This window comes from Listeria fleischmannii subsp. fleischmannii LU2006-1, assembly GCF_000344175.1.
Classification (GTDB): Bacteria; Bacillota; Bacilli; order Lactobacillales; family Listeriaceae; genus Listeria; species Listeria fleischmannii.
Window position 1 is genome coordinate 55015 of the sequence record NZ_ALWW01000001.1, and the last position, 14532, is coordinate 69546.

Sequence of the window (14532 nt, forward strand, 5' to 3'; positions counted from 1 at the left end):
CCGTTCCGGTGCTCACGTACTCGAGTACGCTCCGCTCCAGTACTCGGCACTGCTAGAATCTCACCATTTGTCAGCAGTCTGATTTTGGTGAAAAGCGTTTTGTTTTACGTAAACTTTAAGTTTTTCTACAAACTGAAAACCCCTAGAATTAGGGGTTTTCAGTTGATCAGTCTTTTATCATCCTCATCAAAATATTGATTTCCTATAGTGGGAGCTGAATTGAGTAGTTCATTTACAGTCACAAATTGGTAACCCTCTGCTTTTAATTTTTTAAGTGTTCCGTCCAAACTTTTCGCTGTTTTTGGATGGATATCATGCATTAAAATGATTGCCCCATCATAAGCATCTTTTACAACTTCACCTGTGATATGCTTTTCATTTCGATATTTCCAGTCTTCCGTATCCACACTCCACTGTGCAACCGGAATCGCCATTTGGTTCGAGACCTCTTTATTAATGGCCCCGTATGGCGGTCTGACCATTTCAGGAAATTCATTAATTTCATGGTACACAGCCATTTGTGTTTTTAAAATCTGCTCGGCAACTTCTTGTTTGGAAATTTTCGTAAGCATCTTATGGTCAAATGAGTGATTGGCAATTTGATGCCCTGCTTCTTTTTCTTTTTTTACAATACCGGGGTTGGCTAAAACTTCTTTTCCAAGCACAAAAAAGGTCGCTTTGGCATTGTATTTTTTTAATGTGGCTAGAATTTCAGGCGTGGTGGTATAACTTGGACCATCGTCAAAAGTTAATGCGATTTTTTTTCCTTTAATCGGCTTATGAACAGTAGGAACAACATCTGCTGGTAGAAAGCGTGTGTTAAGCTGGTTGGCTAATGAACTTAGCGGCAAAATCACTTGATTTATTTGCCTGTAGCCTGGTATTCGAACGGGGAGAATTAAATTTTCCTCATCTATTTGAAAATTTGTATCATCTAAATCACTTGGATAAACGGCCCCACCAAGTATTCCAATCTTATCAAGCGGTATTTTCTGAGAGGCCATAATATGATTTTGCATGGTATTTTTTAATTGCCGTAGCGAGTCTGGTTCGTTTTTCAAGATATCTCGAAGTTTTAATAATTTCCCACTCTCTTCATCTACAGCAAACTGACGACCGACTTGATCTACTTTTCTAGCAGAATAGGAACGTCCATTTCTACCAAAATCTTCTTTTTTTAATTGATAATTAGACACCCCATTTGGTAATGGTTGTTTATCGAATGTAAAAAAAAACAAGTGAATCTTTCTTTTTTAACTCCTCTTTAGAAACTTTCTCTATCTCTTTTTTTTAAGTAATCATTATCTTCTTTATTGCTTAGAACTGGAATATAGGCGGTTGTTTGTTCATTGAGGTCTTTTTTCTCCATTTCTTTTAAAATGGTCTTTCCCTATTCGTTGATTCATTTCTAATTCAATATTTTTTTGCACTTCGCTACGCGCTTTTGCTAATTCGTACTTATGGAAAAACCAAAAACCGAAAAATCCCCCTGCAACAACTAGCGCCGCGAACATAGAAATCAGTGTTTTTCTATGTTTCACATTGCTCACCTCTTCTTCTAAAAAAGTATTTCTATACTTTTCACAACCTATTATACATTGTATTTTATTTTTTTTCATTAATTTTCTTGTATTTTTATATTTTTGATTCGATTATCCTATTAAAAAAACACGAAAAGTGGGAGCTTTTTCGTGTTTTTATAGTTAGCTCAGAAATGAAAATTCCTGAAAAACTATCCAATTATTTTGTGAACAAGTTCACTATTAATAAGTATATCATATTTTAGACAAAATGTATCAATTAACACCTATTTTATCCAAGCGCCACATCAAGTACCATCATCACTGCAAATCCCGCCATTGTAGCCGCAGTAGCTAAATCGGTAGAGCCTTCTACTTGGGATTCCGGAATAAGTTCTTCTATCACGACAAAAATCATAGCACCTGCTGCAAAAGCTAAAGCATAAGGTAATACAGGTGTCACAAAAACAACTAAAAGCGCTCCAATAACCGCGAAAATTGGTTCTACTACAGCGGATAACTGGCCATACCAAAAACTTTTCGCCCGACTAAGCCCCTCACTCCGAAGCGGGATTGAAACAGCTGCTCCCTCAGGGAAATTTTGAATCCCAATACCAAGCGCCAAAACAGCAGCCGTTACAAAGGACTCTGTATCCCCTACCAAAATCGCCCCAAAGGCAACACCAACCGCTGCCCCCTCAGGAATATTATGAATCGTGATGGATAAGACAAGAAGAATACTTTTCCGTAATTTCGTTTTAGGCCCCTCTTTCTCTTTTTCAGGAAAGCCGAGATGTAAGTGGGGAATGAGACGATCCACAAGTCGTAAAAAAATACCGCCTAACACAAACCCAACTAATGCCGGAACAAAAGAAAAACGTCCCATATCCGCACTTTGCTCAATAGCTGGACTTAATAGCGACCAAAAACTAGCAGCAAGCATGACACCCGCAGCAAAACCAAGCATCACATTAGTCATTTTTTGATTAAGATTCTTAAAAAAGAAAACTAGCGCCGCACCTAACGCTGTGCATCCCCACGTAAATAACCCTGCCAGAAGGGCAAGTAAAACTGGATTTAAAGTTGAAAGATAAGCTATCACAAAAAAAACTCCCTATATTTAAATAGATGAGGTCTGGAAAGTGTTTTCCAAACCTCTAAATCTTACTCATTATTTTTTTGGAATCCGCGTTTAACACCTTTTAAAAAGGAGCCACTCGTTTTCCCAATTACTTTTGCTGCTTCAAGCGAACCATAAACGGCAATTTTAGCAGCATCTCCAAGAACTTCACCAGCTTTTTCAGCAGCATCTGTCGCCGTTGCACCAACTTTTTCAGAAATTTCTTTGACTTTTTCTTTGTCAAACAACTTCGGCTCTTCATTCTGTGTCATACTATTCCTCCGTTCTTGTGTTTCCTTAATCATAGCGAAATTATGCCTAACATTCAAGCCCATATTCTAAGAAGGCTTGATTTAGTTAGCTTCAAAATTAAGATCAAATCCTGGCTCATCAAACGCAATTTCCGTTACTTCATACGTAAGGCGTTTAATATAGTCAATAAGCGGGCTTGAAAGTTCAGCAATAAAACTCTTATCTAGTTCATCCGCTTCCCCAAAATAATCCACTAGTTGCACGATTCGACTAATATGTCCATTAATATTAAAACGTTCTAAACTAAGCTCGAAAGGTACATCTACTTTAAACATTTTTCCCTCGTCTAAAATGGATTTATCATCTCCAGCCGGTTCTACTTCATTTAATTGCACAGTAATTTTATTTTCACCATTTATTTTTCCACCTAGATTTGCTTCAAAATTATATTTTTCAACTACAATTGGATTCGTTTTTATTTCCATTTTTATCACCCTCACTTAAATTGTTAATTCAATTCGATTTCCTTCTGGATCTAAAATAACACTTTCATAGTAGCCATCTCCTGTTATACGGGGCTCTCCTATGATTTCGAAATGGTCATTTCTAAATATTTCTGTAAATTGGTCCACCTTTTCTTTACTGCCTAGCGAAATCGCAATATGGGCATAGCCAAATTGCTCGCCTTGTGTTCTTGAAAAAATATCCGTACGCGTCATTAATTCGATCCGGCATTCCGAATTCATTGTTAGAAAATACGATGCAAATCCTTTTTTCTCATTGACGTATTTTTCTGAAGCAGAGGCATCAAAATAGTCCTCATAAAATTGACGCATTTTTTCTAAATCTTTGGCCCAAATGGCGATATGTTCAATTCTCATATTTCATTCTTCCTTTCTGATAGAGCAGAAATATAACGATAGCCGAAATGGCGCAACCTACCATTACAATTCCCATCGGTAATCCCGTTTTCCCCGAACCAAGACCAACAAGCGGCGAAACAATTCCACCGAATAGAAATCCCATTAATCCGATTAACGCCGAGGCACTTCCAGCATTTTTTGACTGACTTTGCATACTAAGAGAGGTACCTACTGTATTAATTATACCCACACTTGAAATAGCAAAAAACAAAATAAGGATTATGAACCCGACTGGCGCTAAAAATGCGAGTAAAAGAAGTAGGAGAAGGCTCGCTGAGACTGCCAATATAACCCCAAACTTAAATACGCTAACTTCAGTATACCTTAAGCTGAAATTTCCTGCTAACTGGGAAGCTATAACTAGCCCTAAACCATTTAAGGCAAAGCAAAAACTAAACATTTGCGGGGATAAAGCATAGATACTTTGTAGAACAAACGGAGAAGCCGCAATGTAAGCAAACATCATACCTGTTAACAGACCTTGTGGTAGCGCATATTGCATAAACTCTCGATTTTTAAGAAGTGTACGAAAGGCAATTAAAATCCCCATTAAGCCACCTTGTTCGCGCTCTTTTTCCGGCAAAGATTCCCCTACCATAAAAAATGAAAAAACAAAGAGCAACAAGCCAATAAAAGTAAGCAAAATAAAAATGCCTCGCCAATCTGAAATAAGTAACATGCCACTTCCAATAATTGGTGCAAGAATAGGACCTAGCCCATTAATTAGCATCAAAAAACTAAAAAAGCGGGTTAAATTTTTCCCTTCATAGTAATCTCGCGCAATCGCACGTGAAAGTACGCTTCCTGCCCCACCAGCAAATCCTTGAATAAAACGAAGAATGATAAATAAAATGATGTTTTCTGTAAAAATACAAATAAAAGAAATGATAAAATATAGAAATATCCCAATAAGAAGCGGTTTCCTTCTGCCAACTGAATCACTAAGCGCGCCGATTACTAATTGGCCAGCAGCAAGGCCAATCATACAGGCCGTTAAGCTAAGCTGAGAAACAGATGCGCTGACGCCCATATCGGCAGCCAGATCAGGCAGTGCAGGCAAATACATATCAAGTGAAAGTGGACCAAACGCGGAAAGAAAACCTAGGATGATTACTAATGAGACAACAATTTTATCTTTTTTTTGCATAATTTCTCCTTTTTGCTAAATCCTAAACATTGAAAAACTTACTTTTTATAAAAAAACAAAAGCTGCTACCCAGTAAACGAGCGCTGCGAGCGTAGCCGCAATGGGAAGTGTGATTATCCAAGTAACGAGCATATTTTTCCCTGTGCGCCAGTTCACTTCTTTTTTATGATTGGCCGTCCCAACCCCCATAATCGAGCTGTCAATAACCTGTGTAGTGCTCACGGGCAGATGCGTTAAGGTTGCGGACATAATGACGGAAAGTGAGCTAATATCCGCCGCAACCCCTGTCACAGGCTCGATTCGCATGATCTTCGTTCCGACAGTTTTAATGATACGAAATCCACCCACAGAAGAGCCAATAGCCATCGCGAGCGCGCAAGAAAGTTGGACCCAAAACGGGACGCCAGCGGTTTCTTTTAAGAGCCCGCTTGTGATTAAAGCGAGTGTAATTACTCCCATCGTTTTTTGCGCATCGTTTGTTCCATGTGCGTAGGCTTGAATTGCAGCCGTAAAAATCTGAGCCACCCTAAAATGACGATTGGTTTTCGCACGTTTTCGATTTCGAAATATCCATTTAAATCCCGAATAAATCAAATAACCTACTGAAAATCCAATAATTGGCGAAATAATTAATGCAATTATAATCGTCGTAAATCCACTGAAATTAATAACACTGAACCCAGCAGATGCAATGGCTGCACCCGCTATCGCACCAATTAGTGCATGTGAGGAACTACTTGGCATACCAATTAGCCATGTCAGTAAATTCCAGATTACAGCAGCAACTAAACCGCATAAAACAACAAATTCCCCGTTATTCAGAGAAAATGGATCTACAATGCTTTTGGTCAAACTTTCAGCGACACCTGTGAATGAAATCGCCCCAAGAAAGTTCATGACAGCGGCCATCGAAATAGCAACACGCGGCTTTAATACACGAGTTGAAATACATGTAGCTACCGCATTGGCAATATCATGAAATCCATTGATAAAATCAAAAGCAAGACCAACGATCACAATCAAAATAGTAATGAGAATAACTGTATCCATAAAAATACTCCTATCAAACTGCCTTTTTATCTCTCTACCCTATTCTAAGCTAAACAAAAACCCCTACTACTTGCAGGGGCTCTAGATGAAGTCTCTGTTTAAAAATCATATTCCTCGTCATAATCGTACATGTGATCATCCATCTCATCGTGCATATTATAACCATCGTCATACCACCCATTATCTAATTCATAAATAATAGAAGTAAAGAAACCAATTCCAACAAAAATACTAAGTACAAAACTTAAACCTGTCATAATACAACCTGCTATTAAGAGCCCTAAGCCCTTCTTTGGTTCGAAACTAGGTTTTTTCACAAAAAGATAGACCAGTAAGACGATAATCACACTTGTGAATACGATAAGTAAACACCAAAGCAATGAATTCATCCCACGCCTTTCTGCATCTTTATAAATCCAAAACGCAAGCATAGCGCGTGCCGCTAATGATACTAATGCTAAAAATAAAATACCAAAGATAAATAAAAACATTATTCCCATTTCGTCTGTTCCTCACTCTCTGTTTTTTCAGCTGGTTTTTTCGTTAATGTTAAAATACCTGCTATTAAAAATAAAATCCCTTGAATGCTTGAAATTTGCAGACCACCAAATACAATTAAAAGAATCGCATACGTTCGAATTTTTGGTACATCTGCTTTTATTTTAAATGCCGCAATAAAACCAATCACGGCTGATGCAATCGTTACTAAAACAATAATACCAATAATAACAGCAAAAATACCAAAAAAGAGTACATCTTCACTGCTTGTATAGCCCATACTAGCAATAAAACCCATCCCTAGAAAAAGGCCATATAATACGATAAATATAGTTGAAAGTATACTAAATGCTGCGCCAACGATAGCTAAAATAAATTCTGCTTGTCTGTTCATAAGGCCCTCCTCTTTATCATTACTCTATTTAGTTTAGCATGGTTTTAAAAAAAATGCTTTCATTTCTATGAAAAAAATACAAAAAGGAAGGAATAACTTGCTCCTTCCTTTTTGTATTTATCTTGCAATTAAAACTTGGCAGGTTGCATGCTTCACGATATACGATGAAATACTGCCCATCAAAACTTTTTCTAACCGCGTTAACCCTGTTGCTCCGCAAATAATTAAATCGGCGCCAAATAAATCTGGAATTTCTTCTGTTAATAATTTTTTCGGATTCCCTACTTCTAAAAATGTCCCAACTGATTGAATTCCTTCCGCTTCTGCAATCTGAACATATTTACTCAAAATCTCTTCAACATCCGACCGAAGTTCCGCTTCCCATGTCCTACCTTCAGCTGTGAAGCTTGGGAAAGACCTTACATCTATAACACTTGCCAGTGCAAGAGATGCATCAAGCGCTTTCGCCAATTGAACAGCTTCATGAAAAGCTTTTTCCGCTTGTTTTGATCCGTCTATGGCAACTAAAATTCGTTTATACACAGGAAATCGCCTCCTTAAGTATCTTTTAGCCTCTCTATTCTATACCTTCACCAGTCTAATTTAAACTTATTTTGAACGATTTTCTTCTGTTCTAAATCTCACTATTTTTTCAATTAAAGCTACTGGCATTTCTTCGTTTAACGGAAATTGTATCGTCCCTTTGGAATATTTATATTTTCCCTCTACATCATCTAAAAAAGTAGCCACACCTTTTGCGCCTGGATAGAAACCAATATGCGTTTTATACCCTGCAAAATGAACTAAATTACCGTTTAAATAAAATGTTGGAATACCGTAACTTATTTTTTCTGTAGCTTCTGGCGCTATTTCTTTAACTAATGCCCGAATGGCTAAAAGTCGCTCTTTTACTATTCCTGAAAATTGATTGATATATTCATCTATATTTTGATATTCTTCCATTTTATGCACCTCTTTTAGTCTTTTCTTTAGGATAACATGACGATTCACAAAAAGATAGCGCTTTCTATAACAGTTGAAATTTTTATATCTGCCATTTCTATTTTGCACTTTGTCAAGCTTGATAAAAAAATTCATAAAATAGACAAATAATCCAAAAAAAAACTACTAAAGTGAAATTTTCCTTTTCTCTATACATGGTATGATGCAAGTAATGAAAGGTGTGAGCGAAAATGAAAATACTATTTAATGCAGATGAATTTGTAAATGGGATAAAAAAAGAACTTCCAAATGCAATAGAAAAAATAAAAAGTTCAGCCTGGGACTATTCTATCCTTTGAAGAAATAGATTCATGTTATATTATTAGCTCTGGAGTTATTGGCGGATTTATACGTAATCCTATGGAATCAAAAAGCGAGCAAGTTTATTCCTTTTTTTCCTAAAGGGGATGTTGTAGGGTTTGGCCAGATTTTTGACAACTTTAAAGGCATGATTTTTGAGGCTATAACAGAGGTTGATGTATACGCGATTAAAAAGTTAGAGTTAGAATTTTGGCTCTCTTTTCCGGAAAATACACCCTTTATTTATTATATTATGAAACGTTTTGGTACGCATTACTATTTAAAATCCTTACTTAGCCTTCGTACTAAAAGCAATGTGTTGCCACAAAGTATTTATAATCTTTGTTTTTTACTTGAGACTAATATCAATGAGCTAGATTTTGTAAAATTCCCAAAAGAGTTTACGCAATCTCGTTTGATGGAGTATTCTACACTTTCGCAAGGTGGATTTTATAAACATCTCGATATCCTCTATAAAGCTGAAATTCTGTCCAGAGATTCTTCTGGAATTACTGTTAATATGAAGAAAATGCGTGATTCTTATCCAAATATGCATTTCCATAAGTAATTATATGGTGTATCCTTTCTTCTTTTGGGTAAACAGGTACTAACCCAAAGAAATGAAAGGGATTGATTTTATGGACAATCTTTTCACCCCTGATGAATTCATCAATGCCATTCGCGATACTTTGCCAAACGCGATAAACGAAAAAAAATTACCAGCAAATATGGAAATCCCTTTTAATCACGCTACTTCCTATATTATAAAAAGCGGTACCATTGCCGGTTACATTTCACGTGATATTGAGTCAAAAAGTAGTCAGCTCTATTCATTTTTTTCAAAAGGTGATTTCATCTTATTTGGTCAAGTATTTGATGATTTTTCAGGTATGACATTCGAAACCTTAGCACCAACAAGTGTCTATTCTATAAAGCAAAAAGACTTACAGTACCTTTTACATTTCCCTGAAAACTCCCCGTTTCTCTACTATATTATGAAACGCTTTGGTGTGCACTACTATTTAAAATCACATTTAAGCATGCGTGTGAAGGAAAATGTGCTTATTCAAGCTATTTTTAATATATGTTTTTTGCGCCATCCCGATTTAAAAGAATTTGATAGGCTCCTTACTTTACCAAAAGAATATACTGCTTCTCGCATAAAAGAGTATTCTACATTGTCACAAGCGGGGTTTTATAAGCATCTTAAACACGCATATGAACAAAAACTACTTTTAAAATCAGAAGTCGGTCTTCAAGTCGATTTAGAAAGGATGGAAGAACTTTATCCTTCCACCATCCCTAAAAAAGCCTTTTAAAAAAAACAGTGCCGAGGCACTGTTTTTTTAAAAGGAACAACTGTCATCTGAACAGCCTGGCCCTTGTGATTTTGAAATATCTTCTTTTGTCCCTGAGGCTCTCTCCAATACCGAAACAAAACTTTCAACAGGTTGCGCCCCTGAAATAGCATATTTCCCGTCGATAAGAAAAAAAGGAACACTTGTGATACCGTATTCCATCGCTTTTGTTTCATCCACACGAACTTGTGCTAAATATTCATCAGAGTGAATAATCTTTTTTACTTTATCTAAATTTAAGTCAGCTTCTTCCGCTAGTTTTAACAGTGTTTCTTCATCATTTAAATGACCGCCTTTTGTGAAGTAAGCTTCCATGCCCGCTGTCATAAATTCATTTTCTTTTCCCACCGTTCTAGCATACTGTGCAATTCGATGAGCTGTAAATGTATTCGTTGCTTGTATATGGTCAAAATCGAATAGAAGTCCGGCAGACCGCGCCATGTTACCCACATTTTCATTCATTGCCTTTGCCTCAGCTACAGTTTTCCCGTATTTTTCAGCTAATAGTTCGTGAATATTTTTATCTGTTTGAACAGGCGCGTTTGGATCAAGTTCAAAGCTGCGAAACGTGACATTCACATCCGTGCGACCATCAAGCACTTTTTCAAGATTCGTTTTTCCAATATAACAAAACGGGCAGGCAAAATCTGACCAAATTTCAATCTCCATCTTTATTCTCCTTTCTCACTTATAAAAAGTAAGTACAGAGTTTATTTTAACGGAAATAGAAAATTACGCAATCTTTTTGCCTTAGAATTTCTGAATCAACACTACACCAATAAGCATGATCGCGACACCAATAATTCGATACCGATTAATAGGATGTCTGATTACACCAAACCAACCGAAATGATCAATTAAAAGCGCCATCACCATTTGGCCACAAATCGCGAGTACCACAACCATGGCGGAACCAAGCACGGGCAACAACAGAATATTAGACGTGATGAAGAAAACGCCCAAAAGGCCGCCTGTAAAAATCCACCACGGTACTTTCCCCACACCGCGCAGTTTGAACGTAACTCTTTTTTCAATGATTAAACAAATTATAAAAAGGGCAATAGTTCCGATTAAAAAGGAAATCATCGACGCCACAAGCGGCGACCCAACAGCCGTGCGTAATTTCCCGTTGATGGACGTTTGAATAGGCGACATCATTCCAGCGAAAAAGCCCATAATCATAAATAAAAACATTGTTTTGGTAGCTTGTTTTTCCAATTGTCTCCCCCCCTAAAACCTTTGCATCAAGTAAACGCCAAAGAACATGAGTAATACGCCAATTAAGCGTTCAGGATTTAATTCGTGGACAGGCAGACTAAACCAACCAAATTGGTCAATGAGTATCGCCATCACCATTTGACCACAAACGGTCACCATTACTGTTAAGGCTGCACCTAATTTTGGTAATAACAAAATATTGTTTGTTAAAAAAATAGTTCCTAAAATTCCGCCACCAAACCAAATCCACCACGGACTGGTCATTATCGCATGACCGATGCTTGAATAATCATGGAAGGTTAGTAGTGAAATAATAACTAAAACGATACTCCCAACAGAAAATGATACAAAAGAAGCGATAAATGGTGACTCTGTATATCCCTTTAAACGTGTATTTACGGATGTTTGGATAGGCATTACCATACCCGCCAAGATGCCAGCTAACAAATAAAATAAAACCAAAACGTCTCCTTCTCTCTCTCAAATTTACTTCCATTATTTTACGCGCAATCAGACCATTTGTAAACAGCTTACTCACTTACTTTTGACTTATAGGTAATCATTTTAAAATGGGCTTCTAACGCGCTTTTGGCATTTTCATGAACCAACTCTAATAAAGCTTTTTTCTCACCCTTTTTAGGTACACGCACTTTTATATCTAGTGTTTTAGCTAGTAAAGTCGGATCTAGGGTATCTGGAATAAGTAGTTCTTTTGGTTCTAAGTGATTAGGATGCATATAAAATTGGACTAAATAACTTTCCACTACTTCAGACAGTTCTCCTGTATATTCAAATACTTTCGCTGTTCGGCCAACAATCGCGCCATTTCTCACAAAGAAAATTTGAACGGCACAATAATTATCACTACCTACAAAATGAACTATATCACGATGGCCAAAATCGCGTGTAATGACTTTTTGTTTTTCCGTAACACGGTCCAAAATATTTAAAAGCGCGTGTGTTTCTTTTGCGCGTTCAAATTCGAGCGCCTCCATTTGATTTTGCATGCGCTCTTTAATTTCCCTTTTGACGGCTTTTTGCCCGCCGTTTAAAAATTGTTTGATTTTTTTTATTTGGTCATTATATTCTTCTGGACTAACATTTCGCGCACACGGGCCGATGCACATACCCAAATGATAGTAAAAACATGGCCGGCCCTTTTTTCCAGAACAGTGGCAAAGGGGATATAATTTTTGAATGAGCTCAAGCGTTTCTGTGGCCATATAACGGCTTGCATAGGGCCCAAAGTAATGGCCGCCGTCGTTTTCAATTTCCTTTGTCAGTTCAAGGTGTGGATTTTGTTCGTTCGTAATTTTAATGTACAGATAACGAATTTCTTCTTTTAACATAACATTATAAGGTGGTTGATATTTCATGATAAGTGTCATTTCTAAAAGAAGGGCCTCTTGTTCTGAGTCCGTTAAAATAAGTTCAAAATCAACAATATGGTGAACTAATCGCGCCGTTTTCCCACTTTGCGTTTTTGTAAAATAAGATTTTACACGTTTTTTTTAAATTTTTTTGATTTCCCTATATAAAGAATATCACCGTTTTTATCTCGGTAAATATAACATCCTGGCGATTCAGGCAAAGTTTGAAGTTTTTCTTTTAGTTTATTTTTCATGCGACACCTCCAAAAAACATATGTTCGCCACTTTATTTTAGCCCTTTCGTTCAAGTTTGTAAAGATACCACGGTATTACCGCTTTATGGTAAAAAGTATCCGTTTAGTTATATAGGTTTCAAACTGAATTTAATTGCACACTGTCATTTTATTAATTCAATAAGTTCATAAAAAAGCCCTCACTTAAGCAGATAGCAGGAGCTTCCAATTTATATTTTTTCACCTAATGCAGTGAATACCATCTATTCTAACCAGCCTTTTCTTTGTAAGAATTTATCTGGAATTCGTAATCTTATATCCTCGTCTAACTCTTTACAAAATTGCCCAATATTTTTTAAATCATACCACCCTATACTGTTTTTCACATCAACTCCATAATTCCCAAAATTAATTCCGCATCCTATCGCCCCTCTATTATAACTAAACTCAATTATAAACGAGTTATACAACTCAAAACGAAAATTAAACATTGGGTAAGGTGTATCTGTCACATTATATATGGATATTGTATCAATTTTATCCCCAAAATATGTTTCAAATTCGTTTGCTATTTCATCTACCAACTGGTCACTTTTTTTTGACTGCAATCCAAACATCTCCTTCTTGTTTTAATCGTTTATAATTGTGTTCACTTTTCAAATAGTTCCATTCTTTACGTAAATAACTATCTTTATAAGCATCTAACATTGGGTCATGTGAAAATCGTATAGTTTTCCCGTCCTTCACTGCCCTTTCAAGTGCCGGTATATTAAATTGTTCAAACATCTCATCAGGTGTTAACTTATATTTGGTTTCAATCACAGACCATTTTTGTCCTAAATCAAAATACATCGAGTCATTACCCGCTTTTGCTATGTAGGAATCTGGACCCGCCTTTCCCCAGTTAGCCACTCCATTTTCCATAGCTGGAGTATATTTTCCAAGCATCATGGAATCTGTTTTGACATTATGCAAGGAAGCTTTCGCTATTTTAGCATGCTCATTAATAGGAATCTTCCCACCCATCATGTCCACTTTTATCTCTTTATAACGAATCGCCGCCGCACTCAAGCCGAGCCCAAGCACCACATCCGTCAATCCCGATTCATCAATCTTCCCTTTCCACTCCTGCACATAGGCAGAGGCTTGGAGGACTTTCCCGGTGCCGCCAGAATACACTTTCCCGTTCATATAGTAGGTACCCTTTTGCCACGCTTTGGTGATTTTTTTATCGAGGTCCGCTAAGGTGATTATAGTATATTTCTCTGCATCTTGGTAGCGCCCCGTCTGTTCGATATACTTTTGTAGCTTCATATTTTGAACGCGTACCCCATCTTTTTCTAACACCCACATTACCGCATCTTTTCCGGTGTTATCTTTGTACACCACAGCCAATATCTCATAGTCTTCTAGCTGTTCATCTAATTTTGGATCGATTCCGCGTGCTTTTTGAAGGGAGTCCTGCAAACTTTTCATCGCAGGAGCAAATGTTTTCGCTACCGTATAAGTGCCCGTCTCTTCATTAAAGTGGACTTGTTGGTGGAGAACATCTACCGCACGCTTCGCCGCCTGCACTAATTCGATAAGGGGTTCAAAAAAATGAGTATGGCTTTGCTCAAATTGTAAGTACTTTTCAAGAATCTTTTCTTGTTCCACGGCCTCGATAAAATCAAGACGCAAAGTTTGAGCTCTTCCCTCGTAAATTCCCGCTGTAGAGCCCGATAAAGATTGCTGTAACGCTTCTTGTTTCCTTCGAATACTTTTCACTTTTTCCATCGCTTGCCCCAATAAAACGGCATCAATTCGCGCATTAGGCGAAGGGTCCACCTGACTATGAAACGCTTGGATATATTGTGCCAAAAGCGCCTCACTCGTATCAAAAGCTTGTAAAATCGTCTCAATCAAGGGCGGATAGCTTGCTTCAAAATAAGATTTAGACGCTTCGACCGCTTTTCCCGATAAGCTATCATCCTGCACATAACGTTCGACTGTTTGTTTTAATTGGAGTAACCAGACACGCGCCTCCGCATTGGCTTGCTTTAAAATGGTTAGAAAATGCCTCACTTCTCCGATGTCAATTCGACTCATCCCATCTCCTCCTTACTTTTAGTATACCATTCTGGAAGATGTATAGGTGTGTCTATTTG

Annotated in this window: 19 protein-coding genes and 1 pseudogene; 2 read left to right on the top strand and 18 right to left on the bottom strand. The window is 37.3% G+C overall.

The window, feature by feature from the left end; translation table 11 throughout:
• Positions 1-158: 158 nt before the first annotated feature.
• The 12 genes from LFLEISCH_RS00300 to LFLEISCH_RS00355 all read right to left on the bottom strand — a co-directional run bounded on the left by LFLEISCH_RS00300 (position 159) and on the right by LFLEISCH_RS00355 (position 7867).
• Positions 159-1238, bottom strand: coding sequence for a polysaccharide deacetylase family protein (locus tag LFLEISCH_RS00300; RefSeq protein ID WP_007471802.1), 1080 nt, complete (start codon positions 1236-1238; stop codon positions 159-161).
• A gap of 108 nt (positions 1239-1346) precedes the next feature.
• Complete coding sequence (locus tag LFLEISCH_RS00305) at positions 1347-1619, bottom strand: hypothetical protein (protein WP_149022028.1); 273 nt, start codon at positions 1617-1619, stop codon at positions 1347-1349.
• A gap of 193 nt (positions 1620-1812) precedes the next feature.
• Positions 1813-2622 carry a ZIP family metal transporter gene (locus LFLEISCH_RS00310; RefSeq protein ID WP_007471806.1) on the bottom strand — a complete coding sequence of 270 codons (810 nt, stop codon included), beginning with the start codon at positions 2620-2622 and terminating at the stop codon, positions 1813-1815.
• Between the two features lie 62 nt (positions 2623-2684).
• The gene (locus LFLEISCH_RS00315) at positions 2685-2912 is read right to left on the bottom strand and encodes a hypothetical protein (protein ID WP_007471808.1); all 228 of its coding nucleotides are present in this window, start codon (positions 2910-2912) and stop codon (positions 2685-2687) included.
• Positions 2913-2993: 81 nt separating this feature from the next.
• Entirely contained in the window at positions 2994-3377 is a 384-nt protein-coding gene (locus LFLEISCH_RS00320; protein WP_007471810.1) for a DUF1149 family protein, read from the bottom strand.
• A 15-nt stretch (positions 3378-3392) separates the two neighbouring features.
• Positions 3393-3773, bottom strand: a complete 381-nt coding sequence (locus tag LFLEISCH_RS00325) for a VOC family protein (protein WP_007471812.1) — start codon at positions 3771-3773, stop codon at positions 3393-3395.
• Positions 3763-4962, bottom strand: a complete 1200-nt coding sequence (locus LFLEISCH_RS00330; RefSeq protein WP_007471814.1) for a multidrug effflux MFS transporter — start codon at positions 4960-4962, stop codon at positions 3763-3765. Before LFLEISCH_RS00330 ends, LFLEISCH_RS00325 begins: the two co-directional genes overlap by 11 nt.
• A gap of 45 nt (positions 4963-5007) precedes the next feature.
• A complete protein-coding gene (locus tag LFLEISCH_RS00335; RefSeq protein ID WP_007471815.1) occupies positions 5008-6012 on the bottom strand; it encodes an inorganic phosphate transporter in 1005 nt (334 codons plus the stop codon).
• 98 nt (positions 6013-6110) lie between these two features.
• Entirely contained in the window at positions 6111-6512 is a 402-nt protein-coding gene (locus LFLEISCH_RS00340; protein ID WP_007471818.1) for a hypothetical protein, read from the bottom strand.
• Positions 6503-6904: a DUF4064 domain-containing protein gene (locus LFLEISCH_RS00345; protein ID WP_007471820.1), complete on the bottom strand. Its 402-nt coding sequence runs from the start codon at positions 6902-6904 to the stop codon at positions 6503-6505. Before LFLEISCH_RS00345 ends, LFLEISCH_RS00340 begins: the two co-directional genes overlap by 10 nt.
• Positions 6905-7021: 117 nt before the next feature.
• Positions 7022-7447, bottom strand: a complete 426-nt coding sequence (locus LFLEISCH_RS00350) for a universal stress protein (protein ID WP_007471822.1) — start codon at positions 7445-7447, stop codon at positions 7022-7024.
• Positions 7448-7513: 66 nt separating this feature from the next.
• Positions 7514-7867, bottom strand: coding sequence for an iron chaperone (locus LFLEISCH_RS00355; RefSeq protein WP_007471824.1), 354 nt, complete (start codon positions 7865-7867; stop codon positions 7514-7516).
• 376 nt (positions 7868-8243) lie between these two features.
• On the opposite strand from LFLEISCH_RS00355, the gene LFLEISCH_RS00360 reads away from it, so the two are divergent.
• Both LFLEISCH_RS00360 and LFLEISCH_RS00365 read left to right on the top strand, forming a co-directional pair.
• Positions 8244-8774: a hypothetical protein gene (locus tag LFLEISCH_RS00360; protein ID WP_007471825.1), complete on the top strand. Its 531-nt coding sequence runs from the start codon at positions 8244-8246 to the stop codon at positions 8772-8774.
• Between the two features lie 70 nt (positions 8775-8844).
• Positions 8845-9525: a cyclic nucleotide-binding domain-containing protein gene (locus tag LFLEISCH_RS00365; RefSeq protein ID WP_040504715.1), complete on the top strand. Its 681-nt coding sequence runs from the start codon at positions 8845-8847 to the stop codon at positions 9523-9525.
• A gap of 27 nt (positions 9526-9552) precedes the next feature.
• Here the strand turns inward: LFLEISCH_RS00365 and LFLEISCH_RS00370 are convergent, their stop codons facing one another.
• The 6 genes and pseudogenes from LFLEISCH_RS00370 to LFLEISCH_RS00395 all read right to left on the bottom strand — a co-directional run bounded on the left by LFLEISCH_RS00370 (position 9553) and on the right by LFLEISCH_RS00395 (position 14473).
• Positions 9553-10233 carry a DsbA family oxidoreductase gene (locus LFLEISCH_RS00370; RefSeq protein WP_007471829.1) on the bottom strand — a complete coding sequence of 227 codons (681 nt, stop codon included), beginning with the start codon at positions 10231-10233 and terminating at the stop codon, positions 9553-9555.
• A gap of 81 nt (positions 10234-10314) precedes the next feature.
• Positions 10315-10758, bottom strand: coding sequence for a DMT family transporter (locus LFLEISCH_RS00375; RefSeq protein ID WP_373852535.1), 444 nt, complete (start codon positions 10756-10758; stop codon positions 10315-10317).
• 36 nt (positions 10759-10794) lie between these two features.
• Positions 10795-11244: a DMT family transporter gene (locus LFLEISCH_RS00380; RefSeq protein WP_007471835.1), complete on the bottom strand. Its 450-nt coding sequence runs from the start codon at positions 11242-11244 to the stop codon at positions 10795-10797.
• Between the two features lie 68 nt (positions 11245-11312).
• Positions 11313-12406 (bottom strand): annotated as a pseudogene (uvrC, locus tag LFLEISCH_RS00385) (excinuclease ABC subunit UvrC).
• Positions 12407-12648: 242 nt separating this feature from the next.
• A complete protein-coding gene (locus LFLEISCH_RS00390) occupies positions 12649-12993 on the bottom strand; it encodes a hypothetical protein (protein ID WP_007471841.1) in 345 nt (114 codons plus the stop codon).
• On the bottom strand, positions 12974-14473 hold the full coding sequence (locus LFLEISCH_RS00395; protein ID WP_007471843.1) for a T7SS effector LXG polymorphic toxin: 1500 nt from the start codon (positions 14471-14473) through the stop codon (positions 12974-12976). The genes LFLEISCH_RS00390 and LFLEISCH_RS00395 overlap by 20 nt, the downstream gene beginning before the upstream one ends.
• Positions 14474-14532: the final 59 nt, after the last annotated feature.

What these genes read in the sequence shown, in the direction of transcription:
- LFLEISCH_RS00305 (WP_149022028.1), bottom strand. Translation starts at nt 1,619, where the DNA reads ATGAAAAAAAATAAAATACAATGTATAATAGGTTGTGAAAAGTATAGA.
- LFLEISCH_RS00315 (WP_007471808.1), bottom strand. Translation starts at nt 2,912, where the DNA reads ATGACACAGAATGAAGAGCCGAAGTTGTTTGACAAAGAAAAAGTCAAA.
- LFLEISCH_RS00320 (WP_007471810.1), bottom strand. Translation starts at nt 3,377, where the DNA reads ATGGAAATAAAAACGAATCCAATTGTAGTTGAAAAATATAATTTTGAA.
- LFLEISCH_RS00325 (WP_007471812.1), bottom strand. Translation starts at nt 3,773, where the DNA reads ATGAGAATTGAACATATCGCCATTTGGGCCAAAGATTTAGAAAAAATG.
- LFLEISCH_RS00330 (WP_007471814.1), bottom strand. Translation starts at nt 4,962, where the DNA reads ATGCAAAAAAAAGATAAAATTGTTGTCTCATTAGTAATCATCCTAGGT.
- LFLEISCH_RS00335 (WP_007471815.1), bottom strand. Translation starts at nt 6,012, where the DNA reads ATGGATACAGTTATTCTCATTACTATTTTGATTGTGATCGTTGGTCTT.
- LFLEISCH_RS00340 (WP_007471818.1), bottom strand. Translation starts at nt 6,512, where the DNA reads ATGGGAATAATGTTTTTATTTATCTTTGGTATTTTATTTTTAGCATTA.
- LFLEISCH_RS00345 (WP_007471820.1), bottom strand. Translation starts at nt 6,904, where the DNA reads ATGAACAGACAAGCAGAATTTATTTTAGCTATCGTTGGCGCAGCATTT.
- LFLEISCH_RS00355 (WP_007471824.1), bottom strand. Translation starts at nt 7,867, where the DNA reads ATGGAAGAATATCAAAATATAGATGAATATATCAATCAATTTTCAGGA.
- LFLEISCH_RS00365 (WP_040504715.1), top strand. Translation starts at nt 8,845, where the DNA reads ATGGACAATCTTTTCACCCCTGATGAATTCATCAATGCCATTCGCGAT.
- LFLEISCH_RS00370 (WP_007471829.1), bottom strand. Translation starts at nt 10,233, where the DNA reads ATGGAGATTGAAATTTGGTCAGATTTTGCCTGCCCGTTTTGTTATATT.
- LFLEISCH_RS00375 (WP_373852535.1), bottom strand. Translation starts at nt 10,758, where the DNA reads ATGTTTTTATTTATGATTATGGGCTTTTTCGCTGGAATGATGTCGCCT.
- LFLEISCH_RS00395 (WP_007471843.1), bottom strand. Translation starts at nt 14,473, where the DNA reads ATGAGTCGAATTGACATCGGAGAAGTGAGGCATTTTCTAACCATTTTA.